General features: G+C 63.3%; 19 protein-coding genes. 12 read left to right on the top strand and 7 right to left on the bottom strand.

The window, feature by feature from the left end; genetic code table 11:
• Positions 1 to 98: 98 nt before the first annotated feature.
• From istB to CFB34_RS33820, 4 genes are all read right to left on the bottom strand, one after another.
• Positions 99 to 887, bottom strand: a complete 789-nt coding sequence (gene istB / locus CFB34_RS33835; RefSeq protein ID WP_012213993.1) for an IS21-like element ISBmu1 family helper ATPase IstB — start codon at positions 885 to 887, stop codon at positions 99 to 101.
• Between the two features lie 4 nt (positions 888 to 891).
• Entirely contained in the window at positions 892 to 2,403 is a 1,512-nt protein-coding gene (istA, locus tag CFB34_RS33830; protein ID WP_027809980.1) for an IS21 family transposase, read from the bottom strand.
• A gap of 351 nt (positions 2,404 to 2,754) precedes the next feature.
• Complete coding sequence (locus CFB34_RS33825; protein WP_143282279.1) at positions 2,755 to 2,949, bottom strand: hypothetical protein; 195 nt, start codon at positions 2,947 to 2,949, stop codon at positions 2,755 to 2,757.
• Positions 2,950 to 3,015: 66 nt separating this feature from the next.
• The gene (locus tag CFB34_RS33820) at positions 3,016 to 3,222 is read right to left on the bottom strand and encodes an antirestriction protein (RefSeq protein WP_053093696.1); all 207 of its coding nucleotides are present in this window, start codon (positions 3,220 to 3,222) and stop codon (positions 3,016 to 3,018) included.
• Between the two features lie 99 nt (positions 3,223 to 3,321).
• Between CFB34_RS33820 and CFB34_RS33815 the strand changes: the two genes are divergently transcribed.
• Together CFB34_RS33815 and CFB34_RS33810 are read left to right on the top strand one after the other, a co-directional pair.
• Entirely contained in the window at positions 3,322 to 4,725 is a 1,404-nt protein-coding gene (locus tag CFB34_RS33815; RefSeq protein WP_226833343.1) for a site-specific integrase, read from the top strand.
• Positions 4,726 to 5,409: 684 nt separating this feature from the next.
• Positions 5,410 to 5,958, top strand: coding sequence for a DUF305 domain-containing protein (locus tag CFB34_RS33810; RefSeq protein ID WP_226112406.1), 549 nt, complete (start codon positions 5,410 to 5,412; stop codon positions 5,956 to 5,958).
• A gap of 141 nt (positions 5,959 to 6,099) precedes the next feature.
• Here CFB34_RS33810 and CFB34_RS33805 read toward each other — a convergent pair whose 3' ends face one another.
• Together CFB34_RS33805 and CFB34_RS33800 are read right to left on the bottom strand one after the other, a co-directional pair.
• Positions 6,100 to 6,348: a hypothetical protein gene (locus CFB34_RS33805; protein ID WP_146125846.1), complete on the bottom strand. Its 249-nt coding sequence runs from the start codon at positions 6,346 to 6,348 to the stop codon at positions 6,100 to 6,102.
• A complete protein-coding gene (locus CFB34_RS33800) occupies positions 6,306 to 6,635 on the bottom strand; it encodes a four-helix bundle copper-binding protein (protein ID WP_080289672.1) in 330 nt (109 codons plus the stop codon). The genes CFB34_RS33805 and CFB34_RS33800 overlap by 43 nt, the downstream gene beginning before the upstream one ends.
• Before the next feature lie 171 nt (positions 6,636 to 6,806).
• Here CFB34_RS33800 and CFB34_RS33795 point away from each other — a divergent pair, with 171 nt between their 5' ends.
• From CFB34_RS33795 to CFB34_RS33750, 10 genes are all read left to right on the top strand, one after another.
• Positions 6,807 to 7,175, top strand: coding sequence for a hypothetical protein (locus tag CFB34_RS33795; protein ID WP_027810170.1), 369 nt, complete (start codon positions 6,807 to 6,809; stop codon positions 7,173 to 7,175).
• 92 nt (positions 7,176 to 7,267) lie between these two features.
• Complete coding sequence (locus CFB34_RS33790) at positions 7,268 to 8,560, top strand: TolC family protein (protein ID WP_027810171.1); 1,293 nt, start codon at positions 7,268 to 7,270, stop codon at positions 8,558 to 8,560.
• 11 nt (positions 8,561 to 8,571) lie between these two features.
• Positions 8,572 to 10,107 (top strand): efflux RND transporter periplasmic adaptor subunit, encoded by a 1,536-nt coding sequence (locus tag CFB34_RS33785; protein ID WP_027810172.1) that lies wholly within the window; start codon positions 8,572 to 8,574, stop codon positions 10,105 to 10,107.
• Complete coding sequence (locus CFB34_RS33780) at positions 10,104 to 13,310, top strand: efflux RND transporter permease subunit (protein ID WP_027810173.1); 3,207 nt, start codon at positions 10,104 to 10,106, stop codon at positions 13,308 to 13,310. Before CFB34_RS33785 ends, CFB34_RS33780 begins: the two co-directional genes overlap by 4 nt.
• Positions 13,307 to 13,666, top strand: a complete 360-nt coding sequence (locus CFB34_RS33775; RefSeq protein WP_027810174.1) for a copper-binding protein — start codon at positions 13,307 to 13,309, stop codon at positions 13,664 to 13,666. The genes CFB34_RS33780 and CFB34_RS33775 overlap by 4 nt, the downstream gene beginning before the upstream one ends.
• A gap of 62 nt (positions 13,667 to 13,728) precedes the next feature.
• Complete coding sequence (gene dsbD / locus CFB34_RS33770; RefSeq protein ID WP_080353683.1) at positions 13,729 to 15,435, top strand: protein-disulfide reductase DsbD; 1,707 nt, start codon at positions 13,729 to 13,731, stop codon at positions 15,433 to 15,435.
• Positions 15,436 to 15,468: 33 nt separating this feature from the next.
• The gene (locus tag CFB34_RS39125; protein WP_027813735.1) at positions 15,469 to 15,891 is read left to right on the top strand and encodes a transposase; all 423 of its coding nucleotides are present in this window, start codon (positions 15,469 to 15,471) and stop codon (positions 15,889 to 15,891) included.
• A complete protein-coding gene (gene tnpB, locus CFB34_RS33760) occupies positions 15,888 to 16,232 on the top strand; it encodes an IS66 family insertion sequence element accessory protein TnpB (protein ID WP_027813734.1) in 345 nt (114 codons plus the stop codon). The genes CFB34_RS39125 and tnpB overlap by 4 nt, the downstream gene beginning before the upstream one ends.
• Positions 16,233 to 16,271: 39 nt before the next feature.
• Positions 16,272 to 17,864 (top strand): IS66 family transposase, encoded by a 1,593-nt coding sequence (locus CFB34_RS33755; protein ID WP_027813733.1) that lies wholly within the window; start codon positions 16,272 to 16,274, stop codon positions 17,862 to 17,864.
• A 153-nt stretch (positions 17,865 to 18,017) separates the two neighbouring features.
• Complete coding sequence (locus CFB34_RS33750; RefSeq protein WP_223821135.1) at positions 18,018 to 18,230, top strand: hypothetical protein; 213 nt, start codon at positions 18,018 to 18,020, stop codon at positions 18,228 to 18,230.
• 193 nt (positions 18,231 to 18,423) lie between these two features.
• Here CFB34_RS33750 and CFB34_RS33745 read toward each other — a convergent pair whose 3' ends face one another.
• Entirely contained in the window at positions 18,424 to 18,741 is a 318-nt protein-coding gene (locus CFB34_RS33745; protein ID WP_027810168.1) for a P-II family nitrogen regulator, read from the bottom strand.
• Positions 18,742 to 18,761 lie beyond the last annotated feature (20 nt).

Here is an 18,761-nt window from a genome sequence, read left to right as displayed (position 1 = left end):
CATCGGGAAACGGTGTCGCGGGGCGGCGTAAAGGAGCCGGGGATGGGCGGCGTAATGGCGCCAGCAGAACCGGGGGTAAAACGCGGATTCGAACGGTTTCAAGGTTGCGGTTTTTTGCCGTTTTTGGCAACTGCATTTTGAGGGGGATCTGGCATCGGTTTCGGGGTGCGGTAACTGTCGCCCTCGAGGACGAGCCGGTAGGCGCCGTGGCGTAGTCGGTCGAGTGTGGCGGTGCCGAGGATGCGGTTGTCGGGGAACGCGGCGCCCCATTCACCGAAGTCGAGATTCGACGTCAGGATGGTCGCCGCGTGCTCGTAGCGGGCCGCGACGAGATCGTGGAAGTCCTCGTCCTGCGGGGTACGTAGCGGTTTGAGCGCGAAGTCATCGACGATCAGCAGCGGCACCCGGGCGTACTGCTGGAACTTGCGGTCATAGGCGCCGGTGGCGCGCGCGGCGTTCAATCGCTTGAGCAGCTCGGTCTGCGAGATGAACAGCACATCGCGGCCTTGGCGGGCGGCGCAGTGGCCCAGCGCCTGGGCCAAGTGGCTTTTGCCGGTGCCGGTTGGACCGGCGATCAGGATCGCGACCTTCTCGTCGAGATACCGGCCTGTCGCGAGATCATGAACGTGTGAGCGGTTCAACGTAGGCAGCCGGTCGAAGTCGAACGTCTCGAGCGTCTTGCCCATCGCGAAGCCGGCGCGCAGCAGACGGGTGCCGAGCTTCTTGTGTTCGCGACGGGCAACCTCGTCGTGCAGCAGCATGGCAAGGAACTCGGTATAGGCGAGCTGCCCGTCGATCGCCTGACGGTTGCGCTGCTCAAGCGAGTCGAGGATGCCGGACAGGCGCAGCTGTTTGAGGATGGAATTCAATTCGGGACTCGGGTTCATGGTGTCAGTGGATCAGCAGGGATTGGAGATCACGGCCGAAGCGGCCGCCGTTCTGGTAAGCGCCAGTCGGGGCCGACGCGGGACGCGGCACCGGTTCGCTGTCCAGGCCTTTGTCGAGGATGCCCTTGATGGTGCTGTACTTCGCGCTGCTGAACGCGAGCGCACGCTCGCAGGCTGCTTCCAGCCTCTGATCGCCGACTTTCTGTCGCAGCCGGATGATCCCCTGCGCGCCGCGCAGGTTGACGAGCACCTTGTCGTTGAACAGCGCGAGGATCACGCCGTGGCACGACGGCCCGATCTCCTTCGCGCGCGCCAGACACCACTGCGGATCGTGCTCGAGCCAGGCCTGCGCTTCGGGCGGCTGGTGATCTCGCACCGTGTGGCGACCGCCGGCCCGCTGCCGCGGATGGGTTGCGACGAGTTCATGCCGATGGAACAGCTGGATGACCGTATCGGTCGCCTTCAGCCAGAGCGACTTGCCGACGAGCGTGAACGGTGCAGAGTACAGCGCGTGCTTGTAGACGACGTGGCCGTCGCGATGGACCGCCACCTCCTTCCAGACCGACAGTACCGGCGGCACGTCCGGCAATGCAGCGAGCAACGGGCGCTCGACGCCGAAGCGCGTCAGCGGCCGTTCGTGGACGGTGCCGTGGATACGAGTGCCGGCCTGCTGCATCACCCATTCGCGCAGTTGCCGGTTGGCGTCGGCCAGATCCCGGAACTCGCGCAGCGGCACGAAGGACTTCTTGACGTATTTGACGCCCGATTCGACGACGCCCTTCTTCTGGGGATCGTGCGGCGGACAGGCGTCGATCCGGAATCCATATCCCTCGGCAAGCGCGGCGTACGAGCGTTGCACCGCCGGCTCGTATCGACACGCCCGGATGATCGCGCACTTCGCGTTATCGATGATGACCCGGTCGGGACAGCCGCCGAACCATTCGAAGGCGCGCCGGTGGCTGGCGAGCCACGTCTCGACGGTCTGGTCCAGCACGATCTCGGCATACTGGTGGCGCGACCAGCACAACGTCATCACGAAGATCCACGTCCGGACCGCAATGCCCTCGACCGTCAGCACGGGTCCCGCGCCGAAGTCGACCTGCGCGGCGTCGGCCGGTGCGAAGTCGAGGATCGTTGTGGTGGCCACGCTGCGCTCGGCAGCCAGATGGCGCAGCATGCGCTTCACGGCACAATAGCTGCCGGCGTAGCCATGATTGCGTTGAAGGGCGGCATGGATCGTGGTGCCCTGAACGCCGGCGGCAAGCCATTCGCGGACCTGTTCGCGATATGGCTCAACCGTCGACACACAGGTGTGCGGCAGGTGCGGCGTGCGCCCGAAGACACCCGCGATCGTAGCGTCGTCCGGCAGCGGCTGCACCGGATCCAGCCAACTACGCGCTTCAGCCTCGCGGCGCACGGTCGTCAGCTTCTTGCGCCCCATCAAACCGCCGCGCGCGATGTCGCGGTCAGAATCGCCTTGCCGCATGCGGACAAGGACTTGGCGGTATTCAAACAATTCGAACCTCCTGTTGGCCATGGACGCTCCGTTCAAAAAGAACGGAGCGTACCGACTCGGAAAGTTCGAACCGCGTTCTCGCCCTGATGCTGCTGGCGCCTATGCGCCGCCCCTAACGTGGCGCCATTACGCCGCCCTTGGACTGGCGCCTATGTGCCGCCCCTCAAGTGGCGCCCTTATGCCGACCCCGCATTGGCTCCATAGCGCCGCCCCGTGACAGTTGGCCCAGTGTGTCGCCTGCAGCATGGCGCTGGACCAGCTTCTGGATCTCGCCATCGAGTGTGTCACGCACACGCTTCGCAATATCGAGCAGCCACTTTTCCTGCTTTTCTGACAAGGGTAGGTAGCTGTTCATTCTCGACTGGCAGTTACGAACGAGACTTCGTTCGTCCTGTTGGAGAACTGATAGTCCAACGCCTCAATGCAGATGTTCAGTTCGCGACGCAAAGCCCTTTCGTGTGCTTCGGCTTTAGCTTCCTGCTCTTCGCGTTCCTTACGACATTTCTCCCGGCGCTCAGGGTCGTTCAATTGTTTGAAGTCCAGCATCATATGCCTCCGTGAGAAGACGAGAAAGCCCGGGCATAACGATGCCCGGGCGCAGTGACGACAACATCAATCGATTGCCGCCGAGATCTCGGCCGACTCGGGGCGCTGCGATGCATAGTCCAGCAGCCGATGATAGCGATCCACGAACCGATCGTCGCCGGTGACTTCGGCAATGTGACAGAGCACGAGCAACGTGACGACGATCCCGAACGCGTCGGCACCCGTCTCGCCCTCGTCGCCGTTGAGCGGCCACTGAACTTGGAACCGGCGCACGTGATCGGGGCAAGGTAGCACCCGCCATTGTCGAGCTCGAAGAATTGCCAGAGGCCGCCCGTATAGCTTTCGGACAGACGACTCGCGTAGTTGAAGATCATGCTTTCTGCGTTGAGATACTCGGTGGCGAACCGCCGCGGCGGGCAGTGGTGGCGATCGGTACCGCGCATCGGCGTCGGCCGCGCCCGCGTGCTGGTCGCCTGGTTGCGGCGCCACGCGTCGTCGATCGGCGCAGCCGTCGAGGCCGACGTCGACGCCGGCGACGCGCTCGCGCCGACGTCGGCGGGCGTCACCGCCGGCGCCGGGCAGCTGGCCCCGCTCGAGCGCCTGGCGCTGCCCGTCGAGCTGTCCGGCGCGCACGGGGCGAACCGCGCGCCCGTGTTCGCGTATCTCGGCGCGGCGCACGATCTCGATGCGGTGCGGGCCTATCTGCATCGCTACGACGACCGGCCCGCGACGCAGCGGGTCTACAGGAAGGAGCTCGAGCGCCTCGTGCTGTGGTGCGTGGCGGAACGCGGCGTCGCGCTGTCGTCGATGCGGGTTGAGGATTGCGAGGCCTACAAGGCGTTTCTCGCCGCGCCGGGCGAACGCTTCACGGGGCCGCCAGTCGCGCGCACGAGCAGCCAGTGGCGGCCGTTCGCGCCGGGTGGCCTGTCACCGGAAAGCCAGCGCTACGCGGTGCGCGCGATTCGCGCGGCATTCACGTGGCTCGTCGCGGTGCGGTATCTGGCCGGCAACCCTTGGGCGGCCGTCTCCGATCCCAGCGTCGTCAGGCGGGTGCGCAAGCTGCAGGTCGAGCGAGCACTACCGCTTGACCTCTGGACGCGCGTACGCGAGACGCTGGCCGAACGCAGCGAGCTGCAGGGGCCGAGCGGGCCGCGCTGGCGGACAGCACGTGCGCTGTTGCTGCTGATGGGGGATGGTGGCCTGCGGATCGCTGAGGCGGCCGCGGCGAGGCGTGCGGCGCTTGTCTGGATGCCGGCGGACGACGACACGCCGGCCAGCTGGTTGCTCGAGGTGATCGGCAAGGGCAACAAGCAACGCTTCGTGCCGATCAGCGACGAGTGCGTCGACGCGCTGCGCGCGCACTGGCGCGATCGCGGCCAGGATCTCGACGCGGCGGCCGCAGCGAAGCCGCCCGGGTTGCCGCTGGTGGCGCCGTTGGTCATCCCGCCGACGCCGCGAGCCCGCGAGAAATTCGGCGAGCCCGTCGACACTGACGAAGCAGTAGCCGGCGCCGCAGCGCGGGGCGGCTATTCGGTGCGCGGCGCGCGCGGACTCACGCAATGGGCGATCGCGCAGCTGCTCGCGGTGATGTCGGATCTCACTGAGTCCGAACGGCGCAAGCTGGCCAGTACGTCGATCTACGTGTCGCCGGAAGAGGCACGGATGCGGCGCGAGGCGGCGAAGTACCACGCCCGGCTGACGAGAAAAACCTCTGCTAGAGAGAACGATCAACTGGTGGGTTGGGGGATGCGCCGCCCAAACCCTAGCACAAAATAAAATTGTCGCCGTTTGCGAAGTAAAAAAATTTCACTTCGACGCCCGGGCCGCAATGAATGCAATTTTCATGAGACTTATTCGCCCGTTCGTTCAGATCATCGGTAACGTTTGCGTTTGCGGTGCTGCCGACGACGCGGACAGGTGGCGTTGGTAATAAATAAATCCACGACGAGCGAAACGGCTTGCGACAACTCGCAGTTATCCGAGCCCGTTTGATGACGCACACATGACGTTTACTTCATCTTAATGTCATTATTTGCGGGCCCGTAGCCGGTCCGTGGGCCACATCATGCGCTGGCAAATGACGCGACATGTTGTGCACAACTTAGAGAGTTAAGATTTTCGGTGCTCAGCATTTCCATCGGTATCCTCGGGCATATGTACTGCTCGGTATCGGCGGGCCATTATCACTGATACTAGCGAATCGTGCCCTGCGACTTCCGGTGATGGCCCTACTTCGACGGAGGCGATATGGAAAGCATTGCAAACTTGAAGGGTGAGCGACCGCGAGCGCGCTTGACGAGCCTTAGGAGAATTGTGCGACTCCCGCTACTGGGTCTGATGGTGGGAACATTCTTGGGCCCTACTATGGCGTTCGCGAGCGCGCCCGGTCGTGGAATTACAGCGGAATTTGAAGTCGCGCTAATGGAGCAGGTAATAGATCATCATTATTCTGCACTCAGAATGACCGAGCTCGCCGCAGGCACGGATACTCGGCGGAGTACCGAACTGTCTGCATATGAAGGGACATCGCCGACGCCGTCCTATCCGGCGACAAACGCGAAGGCCTCAATGGTAGAGATTAGGTCTAGTGCGCGGATGGAAAACCGTGGTCAGCGCGAACAGATCATTCAGCTTCAAAAGTTTCTGCGTGTCTGGTACGGAGTCAACTACCAGCCGAAGGTCCGTTCAGAACAACAAGCAGCAATTGCAATACTTGAGCATGCGCAACCAGGCAGAGCATTTGACCACGCGTACCTCGAGATATTCGCCCGGCACCATTATGAGCTTTTTGAACCGCTGAATGCTTGCATGACCGGTGTTGACCGGCGTCATGATGCTCTGATTCGGCTGTGTTCCGAAATGTGGCATGCACAGACATCGGCGGTCGACGAGATGCGTGAACTGCTGGAGCAGGATTTTGGGGTTGTCGATTATCAGCCGTTCAGCGATGCCCGACCGCTTCAGACCGAGCATGCGAGTCCTCGGGGACAACACAGTGGGGGCGACTGATCCGCCGGGTGGATAGACAATTTCCGTCTGAACTGCCCGAAGATGCCGCCGCACGCCGCATTATCGGGAGCGCAACGTGTGCGTGGGATCGAACGAATGAGCATGGCACCGCACATCCGTAATTGCGATCCGGGGTCAGCATTAGTGCGTACCGGAACCGGAGAGAACCACGCGATGTTCCTCGCCGATGGCCACCGTCCAATGGCCATTTATGCCCGACGTTGATACCGGTGATGAAACGATAAAAAGTACGCGATGGCGCGGGAGCAAAGGACAGCAGACGATCAATTTACCGACGGCTTTCGCGCCGACGCGGAAGCCGTCGTCCTTCATTTTGTGGTCCGAGTCTATTGTGCCATCGAGCGGCACTCTTGGGTACATCTTCGACATGCGAGTGCGCATTCCTTGCAATGTTCGTGAGGGTGCTTCTCGCACTCGGCCGCGCAAGCTTCGCAGATATTTGCACAGCTCGAACATAGCGCCTTTGTTTGCCCGCTTCCGCGCGCCATCGCGCCCGACGCGAGTCGGCAGAAGGCCGCGCAATCGAGGTCTAGTTTGATGCAATCCGCGAGTTGCGCAACTTCACTCTCATTGAGGCATGCAGTTGCACAGTGATAGCATGCGGCTGCGCAATCATCGCAGGCGGAGATGCCGGACTGATACTGTTGGTGTGCCATTTGATTCTCCTTGACTGGGCTGCCCGGATCGGGCCGGGCGCATCGCGCAAGCGCCGTACCCAAATCCAAGACGAACGCGTGACCGTGCACGTGTTGACTGCATGTTTAAGGGCGGAAACATAAGTACAATTCCGATGCAAGCGCCGGTACGGGCGGACTATAATGCGCGTTATGAAATTGCTCCGGACCTTCATCCTCTTGCTGCTTTGCGCGATGCTGCCCATTAGCGGGCTGGCAGCGAGTGGCTTGACGGGCGACTGTCCGATGCAGCAAACCATGTCCATGAACACGGACTCGAGCATGTCAGCCGATATGCCCGGCTGCGACTTGATGAAGTCGGCATCCGCCGGCCACGCCAAAATGAAGGGCGTCTTCTGTAAAGTGACCGCCCAGTGCCAGTTCGGCAGCCTTTACCACCCAACGGTGCAGGTCAGTGTCAGTCGGCCGGCTGCGCTCGTCAGCCCGGTCATTTTCCACTACGCCGACTCCCTCCCGAGCCGTGACCCGAACGGGTTGTGGCGACCTCCGCGTCTCGTCTGATCCCACGCTGACAGGTTCACCGCGTATGCGGTGAGGTTCGTCCTTTGCCAGGACGTGGAATCCCTATGGGATTCCGTCGTTGGGGTTAGAACATGCCATTCATTTTCGGCACGCCGCGGGGTCGGCGAGCTTCGATGCGCGCGCATTCTCTTGTTGCCGCGCTACTGCTTGCGGGCGTCGTTCACGCCGAGCAAGCACCTTTCACGCTCGACGCCGCGCTGCAATCGGCGACCGACCATTCCGCATCGATGCAGGCGGCGCAGGCGTCCGTTCGCGCCAGCTCCGAGGCGGCCGTCAAGGCCGGCCAGTTGCCCGACCCGATGCTCTCGGCCGGTGTCGACAACTTGCCGATCAATGGCGCGCAGCGCTTCACGATCGGCCAGGACTTCATGACGATGCGCCGCATTGGCATCCAGCAGGAGTGGGTGTCGGGCAAGAAGCGGCAACTGCGTTCAGCGCTGGCCGATGAAATGGTCGGTCGCGAGCGAGCCGGTTATCTGATGCAACTCGCGACGGTCCGTCAGCAAACCGCGACGGCGTGGCTGAACGCCGTCTACGCCAAGCAGGCGGTCGCGCTTCAACAGGCTTTGCTTGACCACATGACGCACGAACTGGCAGCCACGAAAGCGTCCTACCGTGGAGCGAAGGCGAGCGCTGCCGACGTCGTTCAGGCGCAAGCGATGCTGGCGCAAACCCAGGATCAGGTTCTCAAGGCGCAGCAGACCTACCAGACGGCGCTGATCGGCCTGTCGCGCTGGACTGCCGTACCGGTGTCAGACGTGACGGGGGAGCCGCCGGCGCCCGAATCGTTCGTCTCCGCGCTGCCGCCGGACGAACTGCGCATTGCGCACCCGACACTCGTGGCGGCATCCGACGACGTGGCGGTGGCCGAGGCGGATACCGCGGTGGCCAGCAGCGAGCGCAGCCCGAACTGGACGTGGCAAATCGCCTATCAGCAACGTGGCGGGGCCTATTCGAACATGGTGTCGATCGGGGTCACGATTCCGCTGCCGCTCAATCGGAAGAATCTTCAGGACCGTGATCTCGCGCAGAAGACCGAACTTGCGACGAAGGCGCGGCTGACCTACGAGGACACGCTGCGCCAGGTGCAGGCGGACATCCGCACGCAGTCCGCGACGCTGGCAAGCGGGCGCGAGCGCATCGCCAACCTGAGCCAGTCGCTGCTGCCGGCCGCCGATCAGCGCGTGCAGCTTGCCAACGCGGCTTATCGCGCCGGAAGCGGCTCGCTCGCGGATACGTTCGCGGCCCGACGCGCCCAACTGGAAGCGCAACTGCAAGTGCTCGACCTCAAGCGCGAGGTATCGCAAACCTGGGCACAACTCGAATATCAGGTCGTGCCATCGACGATGGCCGCCGCACAGTGAAGGAGAACAACATGACGAAGACCACGCTCGTGCGCGCAGTGTTGATGCTGTTTGCCGGGGCGGCCCTGCTCGGCGCCGGCTACTTTGCGGGTACTCGACACGCAGGCGACGGCTTTCCGACCAGCGCTGCCGCGCCATCGATGTCCGCGGCGGGCGACAAGATCGACCCGAAAACCGGCCGAAAAGTACTGTACTGGCACGATCCGATGGTGCCGAACCAGCACTTCGACAAGCCGGGCAAATCGCCCTTCATGAACATGCAGCTCGAACCCGTCTTCGCGGACGAAGGTGGCGGATCGAGCGGCATCAAGATTGACCCGGGCTTGCAGCAGAATCTCGGCATACGCTACGCGACCGTCCGTCGCCAGGATACGGCCGGTGGCTTCGATGCGGTTGGCACGACGCAGTTTGACGAGTCGAGAGCGGACGTCATTCAGTCGCGTGTCACCGGCTACATCGATCACCTGTATGCCAGCGCGCCGATGCAACGCGTCGCGAAGGGCGCGCCGATCGCGTCGCTATTCGTGCCGGATTGGCTCGCGCCGCAGGAGGAATATCTCGCTCTCAAGCGCGGCGGGATGGATCATAGTCTGCTCGATGCATCACGTGCGCGCATGCGCGCGCTGTCGATTCCCGACGGCATGATCGCGGCGCTCGACCGTACCGGCAAGGCGCAAACGCACCTCACGCTGGCATCGCCGGAAGCGGGTGTCGTCAGCGAACTGAACGTGCGCGACGGTGCGATGGTCGCGCCGGGGCAGACGCTCGCGAAGATTTCGGGCCTCTCGAAGCTCTGGCTGATCGTCGAGATTCCGGAAGCGCTCGCGCTCGATGCGCGTCCGGGCATGACCGTCGACGCGACGTTCTCGGGCGATCCGACGCAGCATTTCACCGGGCGTATCCGCGAGATCCTGCCGGGCATCACCACCAGTAGCCGCACGCTTCAGGCGCGCCTTGAAATCGACAACAGTGCGCTCAAGCTGACGCCCGGCATGCTGATGCGCGTGCGCGTCGGCGGCCAGAAGGCCGTGTCGCGGTTGCTCGTGCCGTCCGAAGCGGTCATCACGACCGGCAAGCGTTCGATCGTCATCGTCAAAAACAGCGACGGCCGTCTGCAGCCCGCGTCGGTGACGGTCGGCAACGACGTCGGCAACGAAACCGAAGTGCTGAGCGGCCTGAACGACGGCGACACCGTCGTCGCGTCCGGTCAGTTCCTGATCGATTCGGAAGCCAGCCTGAAGTCCGTGCTGCCGCGGCTGGAGGGCGGGAAGGGTGCCGGTGCGGCGACAGCGGCGTCCGCGCCGGCAGCCGCTTCACCAACCTACGAGACCACCGGCAGGGTCGAAAAGGTGACTGCGGCCGACATGACGTTCTCGCATCAGCCGGTTCCCGCGCTTGGTTGGGGCGCGATGACGATGACGTTCAACAAGCCGGCGTCGAACGCCTTTCCGGACGTGAAGGTTGGCCAGGCCGTGCACTTCGCCTTCAAGCAGACGGATGACGGCTACCAACTGACGAAGGTTGAGCCGGCCGGAGGCGTCCAATGATCGCGCATCTCATACGGTGGTCCATTCGCAACCGGTTCATGGTGCTGCTCGTGACCATCCTCGTCGCGGCGTGGGGTGTCTACTCGCTCAAGGAGACGCCGCTCGATGCGCTGCCCGACCTGTCGGACACGCAGGTCATCATCAAGGCGTCGTATCCAGGCAAGGCACCGCAGGTGATCGAGGATCAGGTGACCTATCCGTTGACGACCACGCTGCTCGGCGTGCCCGGCGCCAAGACCATCCGCGCGTATTCGTCATTCGGGGATGCGTTCGTCTACGTGCTGTTCGATGACAAGACCGATCAGTATTGGGCGCGCTCGCGCGTGCTGGAATACTTAAATCAGGTGCAAAGCCGCCTTCCGCAGGGTGCGACGGTGTCGCTCGGCCCAGATGCGACCGGTGTCGGTTGGGTGTACGAGTACGCGCTCGTCGACAAGACCGGACAGCACGATCTCGGGCAACTGCGCGCGCTGAACGACTGGTTCCTGAAGTTCGAGCTGAAGGCCGTGCCGGACGTGTCTGAGGTCGCCAGCATCGGCGGGATGGTGCGCCAGTACCAGGTCGTGCTCGATCCGGACAAGCTGCGCGCGTACGGCATCACGCAGTCGATGGTGGCCGACGCGCTCGGCAAGGCCAATCAGGCGTCGGGCGGCTCGGTCGTCGAACTCGCCGAGTCGGAATACATGGTGCGCTCGTCCGGCTATCTGCGCTCGCTCGACGACTTCCGCCACGTCGTGCTGCGCACGAACGAAGCGGGTACCCCGGTACTGCTCGGCGACGTCGCGCGCATCCAGATCGGCCCGGAGATGCGCCGCGGCATCGCCGAATTGAACGGCGAGGGCGAGGTCGCGGGCGGGGTCATCGTGATGCGCTCCGGCAAGAACGCCCTGACGACCATCGACGCGGTCAAAGCGAAGCTCGCCGAGCTGAAGCGCTCGCTGCCGCCCGGCGTCGAAGTCGTCACGACGTACGACCGCTCGCAACTCATCGAACGCGCGGTGGACAACCTGAAGGACAAGCTGATCGAGGAATTCATCGTCGTCGGGTTGGTATGCGCAGTGTTCCTGTTCCACCTGCGCAGCGCATTCGTCGCAATCCTGTCGCTGCCGCTCGGTGTGTTGGCCGCATTCATCGTGATGCGCTACCAAGGCGTGAACGCGAACCTGATGTCGCTGGGCGGTATCGCGATCGCGATCGGCGCGATGATCGACGCGGCGATCGTGATGATCGAGAACGCGCACAAGCATCTTGAGGCCTACGAACATGCCCATCCTCGCGTGCCGATAAACGCAGCGCAGCGCTGGGAACTGATTGCCGCGTCCGCGGCGGAAGTCGGGCCGGCGCTGTTCTTCTCGCTGCTGATCATCACGCTGTCGTTCATCCCGGTCTTCTCGCTCGAAGGGCAGGAGGGCAAGCTGTTCTCGCCGCTGGCGTTCACGAAGACCTATACGATTGCGGCCGCAGCCGGGCTGTCGGTCACGCTGGTGCCGGTGCTCATGGGCTACCTGATCCGCGGCCGCATTCCGCATGAGAACGCGAACCCGATCAACCGCGTGCTGATCCGGCTGTACCGGCCACTGCTCGAAGCGACTCTGCGTCGCCCATGGTTGACGATCGGTTTTGCCGTCGTCGCACTGGCCCTGACGGCGATTCCGGTGTCGCGACTAGGGGGCGAGTTCCTGCCGCCGCTCGATGAGGGCGACTTGCTGTACATGCCGACCGCGCTGCCGGGCATTTCGGCTCAAAAGGCGTCCGAACTACTGCAGCAGACCGACCGGCTCATCAAGACAGTGCCGGAGGTCGCGACCGTGTTCGGTAAGTCCGGCCGCGCCGACACGGCCACGGACCCGGCGCCGCTCGAGATGTTCGAGACGACGATCCAGTTCAAGCCTCGCAGTCAATGGCGGCCCGGCATGACACCCGAGAAGCTGGTCGACGAGCTGGACCGGACCGTCAAGGTGCCGGGCCTGTCGAACGTATGGGTGCCGCCGATCCGCAACCGGCTCGACATGCTGTCCACCGGCATCAAGACACCCGTCGGGGTCAAGATTTCCGGACCTGACCTGACGCAGATCGACACGATCGCGACGCAGGTCGAAGCTGCGGTGAAGCACGTGCCGGGCGTGACGTCCGCGCTGGCGGAGCGTCTGAACGGTGGACGGTACATCGACGTCGACATCGATCGGCTTGCGGCCGCGCGATACGGCCTATCCGTCATGGACATCCAGTCCGTCGTGTCGTCGGCTGTGGGGGGAGAGAACGTTGGCGAGGTAATTGCCGGGCGCGAACGCTTCCCGATCAATATCCGTTATCCGCGCGAAGTCCGCGATTCGCTCGAGAAGCTGCGGCAGTTGCCGATCGTCACGGATCGGGGCGCGCAAATCCAGCTCGGCGACGTCGCGCATGTCACGATCGCCGACGGGCCGCCGATGATCCGCAGCGAGAACGCACGGCTGTCCGGCTATGTGTACGTCGACATCCGCAATACGGACCTCGAATCGGCCGTGCAGGCGATGCAGAAGGCCGTCGCGCAGCAGGTGAAGCTGCCGCCCGGCTATTCGATCGCATGGTCCGGACAGTTCGAGTACCTGGAGCGGGCGGCGGCGAAGTTGCGCACCGTCATTCCGGTCACGCTCGTCGTGATCTTCGTGCTGCTGTTCCTGACGTTCAATTCGGCGGCCGACGCATTGCTGCTGATGTCGACCGTGCCGTTCGCACTGGTGGGCGGCCTCTGGTTCATCTGGGGCCTGGGCCACGCGGTGTCGGTCGCCACCTCGGTCGGCTTCATCGCGCTGGCGGGCGTCGCGGCAGAGTTCGGCGTCGTGATGCTGCTGTACCTGAAGGGTGCGTTGAACGGTCGGCTCGAAGCCGGCGCGCCATTCACGGAGGCCGTGCTGGCCGACGCGATTCGTGAAGGGGCGGTGCTGCGCGTACGACCCAAGGCGATGACTGTTGCCGTCGTGCTGTCCGGCCTTGTGCCGATCATGATCGGGCACGGCGCCGGTTCTGAAGTCATGCAGCGTATCGCTGCGCCGATGGTGGGCGGTATGGTCACCGCGCCGCTGCTGTCGATGTTCGTCATTCCGGCAGCCTGGTTCCTGTTGCAGCGTCGTCGTGCGCGCAAGGTGGACCAGGCGGGAATTCACCAAGCAGTTCCTTCCGGCACGAAGGTGCCTTCAATCCAATCTGGAGAAGCTCAATGAAGAAATTTGTCATTACTGCCGCTGCAGTTTGTGCAATGGGCGCGTTCGCATCGTCGGCATTCGCCGGCGACGACATGTCCGGCAAGGGGATGTCGATGAAACCGTCCGCATCGAAGAAAGCCTCGGAGTCGGCACTGACCGATGCGGAGGTGATGAAGGTCGATGCCGCAACCGGCATGGTCACGCTCAAGCATGGCGAATTCGCCAATATCGGCATGGCCGCGATGACGATGGCGTACAAGGCCAAGGACGCCGCGATGGTCAAGCAGGCTCACCAGGGTGACAAGGTCAAGGTGCGCGTCGAGGATGTCGGCGGCACCCTGACCATCGTGAAAATGGTGAAGCAATCGTCTTGATGGGGTAAAGCCGTGCCTGCGGGCCGGCCATCGATGGCCGGTCCCGCATGCGGCGTCTCTGAATGGAGGCGGCAGTGCACACATGGCATTCCACGGCGAGGGCGTTCGGTGGACGCTGGGCGCATGCGCTCGTGCTGCGCATCGCGCTTGGCGTGCTGTTGATGCTGGCATCGTTCGCCGCCCACGCGCTCGGCGAGGCCGATCTTCTACCGCCTGAGAGTGCCTTTCCTCTGAAGGTGTCGCTCGGCGGGCCGCAGCAAGTCGATCTCGACTTCGATACCCATCCGGGATACTACCTTTATCGAGACCGCTTCAGCTTCGCGGCGGACGGTGTGCCGGTCAAGCCCGACGCGCTGCCGCCGGGCGAGGTCAAGAAGGATCCGACGTTTGGCATGGTCACGGTATACCACCGGCCGCTACATCTTCGCATTACGCTGCCTCGTGCCGTCGCAGCAGGCAGTGTCACGTTGTCGGTCACCTCGCAAGGATGTGCGGACGCGGGCGTCTGCTATCCGCCATTGATGCGCACCTTCCGGATTGCCACAGATGGAACGGTGACGCGTGTGGCCACCGGCGATGATGCCGGGGCGGCTGCTGCTCAGACCGGCGGCTCGAGAAGTCATTCGACACTCTCGGTGTTCGGAATCCATCTGCGTCCGGCAAACGGAATCAGCCTGCCCGAAATCGCCGGTTTTCTGCTTGGCGGTCTGCTGATGGCGGCCACGGTCTGCATGTATCCGCTGATTCCGATCGTTGCAGCCGTTATCGGCGCGGGCGCGCGACCGGCTTCGCTGTGGCGCGGCTTCAGACTATCGTTCGTCTACGTGCAGGGACTCGCGCTCACCTACGCCGGTGCCGGCACCGTCGCGGCGCTCGCGGGTATGCCGCTCGTCGCATTGACGCAGCGGAGCTGGGTGCTGGCCGCGTTCGGTGCGCTGATGGTCGTATTTGCGCTCGGCATGTTCGGCGTGTTCCGGCTGCAGATGCCCGTCAACTGGCAGACCCGCTTCGCGAACTGGAGCCGCCGGCTGCCGGGCGGGCGCGCGGGCCCCGTGTTCGTGATGGGCATGCTGTCCGCGCTGATCGTCGGTCCGTGCTCCACGCCGGTGCTCGCGGGTGCGCTGCTCTATATCGCGAACAGTCGCGACCTGATCGGTGGTGCGGCGGCGCTTTACGCAATGGCGATCGGCATGGGGCTGCCGTTGCTCGCGTTCGGCACGTTTGGCTCGCACGTATTGCCGAAAGCCGGCCGTTGGATGATCCCCGTGCAGCATACGCTTGGATTCATGCTGTTGGCCGCGGCGCTCTGGTTTGTCTATTCGCTGTTGCCTGATTGGCTGTTGATGATGGTGCTCGCGATGCTGTTCGCGAGCGCGGGCATGACGCTGCGGGGGATCGATCCGTTGCCGCCGAACGCGCACGGCATCCAGCGGATCGGTAAGGCTCTCGGTGTGTTGCTGTTGGTAGTGGGCGTCGCAGAGCTAGTCGGCGTCGCATCAGGCCACTTCGATGCGTTACGGCCACTGGGCGGCTTCATGCAGATGTCTGTTCCAGCGAGCAGGCCAACCCAGGCGAGCGCGCGCTTCGAATCGATACGCTCGAATGCCGAACTGGACCGCGCGCTCGCGGACGCGCGCGGTCGGCCCATGATGATCGATTTCTATGCCGACTGGTGCATCACGTGCAAAGAGCTCGAACGCTTCACGTTCAGTGATTCGGTAAGCGACTCGGCCCGACCGTTTCCCGATGCTGATTTTGCTGGCGCATGATAGTCGCGTTTAGATTGACGGAGACGGTCAGCTATGCCGAATGCAGCGCGCCCGGCCCATCGCACGTATGCGCGGGCATTCAAACAGCAAGTGATCAGGGAAACGTTGGAACCAGGCATGTCGGTGTCGATCGTCGCGCGGCGGCACGACATCAACGCCAACGTCGTGTTCGGGTGGCGCAAGCAATATCGGGAAGGCAAGCTGGAACTGCCGGGACTCGAAGCTGCGCCGTCGGCCATGACAGGCACGGAGTTGCTGAGCGTTGACGTGATCGATTCGGTGTTGATGCTGCCAGCGCCGCAGCCTACGGGAAACGCGACGTCGAAGGTGACAAGCGGCGTACCGATGCCGACGCCCGTGTGCGAGATCGAGGTGGAGATCGGCAAGCGGCGCGTGAAGATTCGCGGCCTGTCTGCTGAGCGGGCCGAAGCGTTCCTGCAGGAATGCCTGAAGTGATCACATTGCCGGCCGGCACCCGCATCTGGCTTGCTGCGGGCGTCACGGACATGCGCTGCGGCTTCCAGGGGCTTGCCACGAAGGTACAGGCGACGCTCGAGGAGAATCCGTTGTGCGGCCATGTGTTCATCTTCCGCGGACGTCGAGGCGATCTCGTGAAGCTGCTTTGGGCCACCGACGACGGGCTCTGGCTGCTGTCGAAGCGATTGGAACGCGGCCGCTTCATCTGGCCGCAAGCCGATGGCGGCAAGATCTCGCTCACGGTCGCGCAGTTGTCGATGCTTCTCGAAGGCATCGATTGGCGGCAGCCCCGCCGTACGGCACCTCTGTCGATGCTGTAGGTGTTGTAAACCGCTCGGGAGGCTCGTAAACTCCGGCGCATGCCGAATCTCGACGATCTGCCCGACGATGTCGCTGCACTGAAGGCCATGCTGGCTGAGGCTCGCGCGTCGGCCATCGAACGGGAACTCGAGATCGAACAGCTGCGCCGCGACATCGCCGCAAGCGATCTCGAGATCACACGGTTGAAGCTCCTGATCGACAAGCTCAAGCGAATGCACTTCGGCCGCAAGTCGGAACAACTTGCCCGAGAGATCGAGAAGCTTGAGCTCCGGCTTGAGGATTTGGCCGCAGGCAGCGGTGTCGCCGACGTTCAGCACACAAAGGTCCGACGAGAAAGGTCCACGACTAGCAGCGATCCGGCCGTACGTGAGCCGCTGCCACCGCACCTTACGCGAGAAGATCGCGTGCTCAAACCGGATTCGATCTGCCCCAAGTGTGAAGGTGCTATGCAGTGCCTCGGCGAGGACGTCTCGGAACAGCTCGCCCGTGTTGCGGCGATGTTCAAGGTGATCCGCACGATCCGGCACAAGACGGTCTGTCCGGCCTGCGGCCACATCGCGCAGCCACCGATGCCGGGACTGCCGATCGAGCGCAGTATCGCGCATCCGAGCTTGCTTGCCGACATTCTGGTGTCGAAGTACGCAGATCATGCGCCGCTGTACCGACAATCGGAAATTGCGGCGCGCGACGGGGTGACGCTTGACCGCGCCAGCATGGGTCGCTGGGTCGGACAGTGTGAGGCGCTCTGCCGCCCGCTGACCGACGCGCTGCGCCGGTATACGATGGCGGGCACGAAGTTGCACGCGGACGACACGCCGATCCCCGTGCTCGCGCCAGGCAACAAGAAGACGAAGACCGGGCGACTCTGGGTGTACGTGCGCGACGACAGCCGTTCGGGCTCGACGGAGCCGGCTGCGGTGTGGTTCGCGTACTCGTGCGATCGCAAAGGCATCCATCCTCAGACGCATCTCGCCGGATTCGAAGGCATCCTGCAAGCCGATGCCTACGGCGGCTTCGACGAGTTGTACGTAAGTGGCAAGATCCGCGAGGCTGCTTGTTGGGACCACGCGCGGAGAAAGTACTACGAGATCCACGCGAGCACACCGACGGACGAGACCCAGAAACTGCTCGAGATGATCGGCGAGTTCTACGGCATTGAAACCGACATCCGCGGCAAGCCGCCCGATGAACGGCAGCGCGTGCGGCGTGAGAAAAGCAAGCCGCTGCTGGACGCCTTCGAAACGAGAATCCGGGCCAAGCTCGCGACGCTGTCGCGCAAGTCGGAGCTGGCCGGCGCGATCCAGTACTCGCTGAATCACTGGACTGCGCTGACGCTGTTCTGCGAGGATGGGCAAGCCGAGATCAGCAACGCGTTGGCAGAAAACGCCCTGCGTTGCGTGAGCCTCGGGAGAAAGAACTTCCTGTTCGCTGGTTCCGACAGCGGGGGTGAGCGGGCCGCCGCGATGTACAGCTTGATTGGTGCGTGCAAACTCAATGGCATCAACCCGCGCGCCTATCTGGAATACGTCTTGACCCACATCGCTGATCACGTCATCACCCGCGTCGACGAACTGCTGCCTTGGAATGTGGTCGACAAGCTGACGTCGGTCAGCTCGCATGGCACTGCCTGACTGCTTCATAGATCCAGATAGATCGTGCCCATGATCCACGATCGTGGGCACGATCTCACGTGATCCTCACGGAACTCCCCAAGCTCTCACATCATGCCCCATGCGCGCGCGAATATGGAACTGGTCGCGCCGAGCCGCTTACGTGATTCGCGCGTGATCGACGAATTCATGCACTGGACGCTGCTACGTATCGACGTGACGCGCAACACCGCGGAAGACACTGCGATGCTGCGGCGCTTCGGATTGTTCGGGCCGCCGGCACTGATTTTCTACGGCAAGGAAGGCCGGCTGGCGCCCGACGCGCAACTGGTTGGATTCGTCAGCGCCGATACGTTTCTCGCGCATCTGCGACGATGGAACCGATGAGCCGCTCCAGGCGCTGACCGGCGCCCGTGTCGCAACCGGCGTCCCGTCGGCACGATTTTCACCGCCGTGAGGGCGCGGCGTCGAGATCCGAAGCCGGAGTTTCACGGCCGACGAGACGACGTGCTGCGCATGGTCGCGGATAACGTCCTGATGTCGCGGTAAAAATCGACCATGGTTTGCAACCTCTTTCTGGTCAAGGAACCACCGGTTTCATCGTATGGATGCTGTAGAAACCGGTGACCGGGATGACCGCAACGACACCGTCGCCGGGCGCGCCGACGTGCGTCACTCGCATGATGGCCTCGATGAGCGCGTCGGCGTCCGATGCTCGCGTGAAGATCTCGATTTTCAGGTGTTCGGTTTCCCAATGTTTGGCATAGGGATTCAGGTGTGCGCCGAAGCCCTTTACTTTAGTGATCGTGACGCCGTGTGTATCAATCGAGTGGATCTCTTTCTCGATCGCATCGAGCGTTTCTGGTCGAACGATCGCGACAACGCATTGTGTTTCCATGGTCTGCTCCCGGTGGTTTT

The organism is Burkholderia sp. HI4860 (assembly GCF_002223045.2).
GTDB lineage: Bacteria > Pseudomonadota > Gammaproteobacteria > Burkholderiales > Burkholderiaceae > Burkholderia.
The sequence above is the reverse complement of the archived record's forward strand: the minus strand, read 5'-3'. Positions and strand labels throughout refer to the sequence as shown.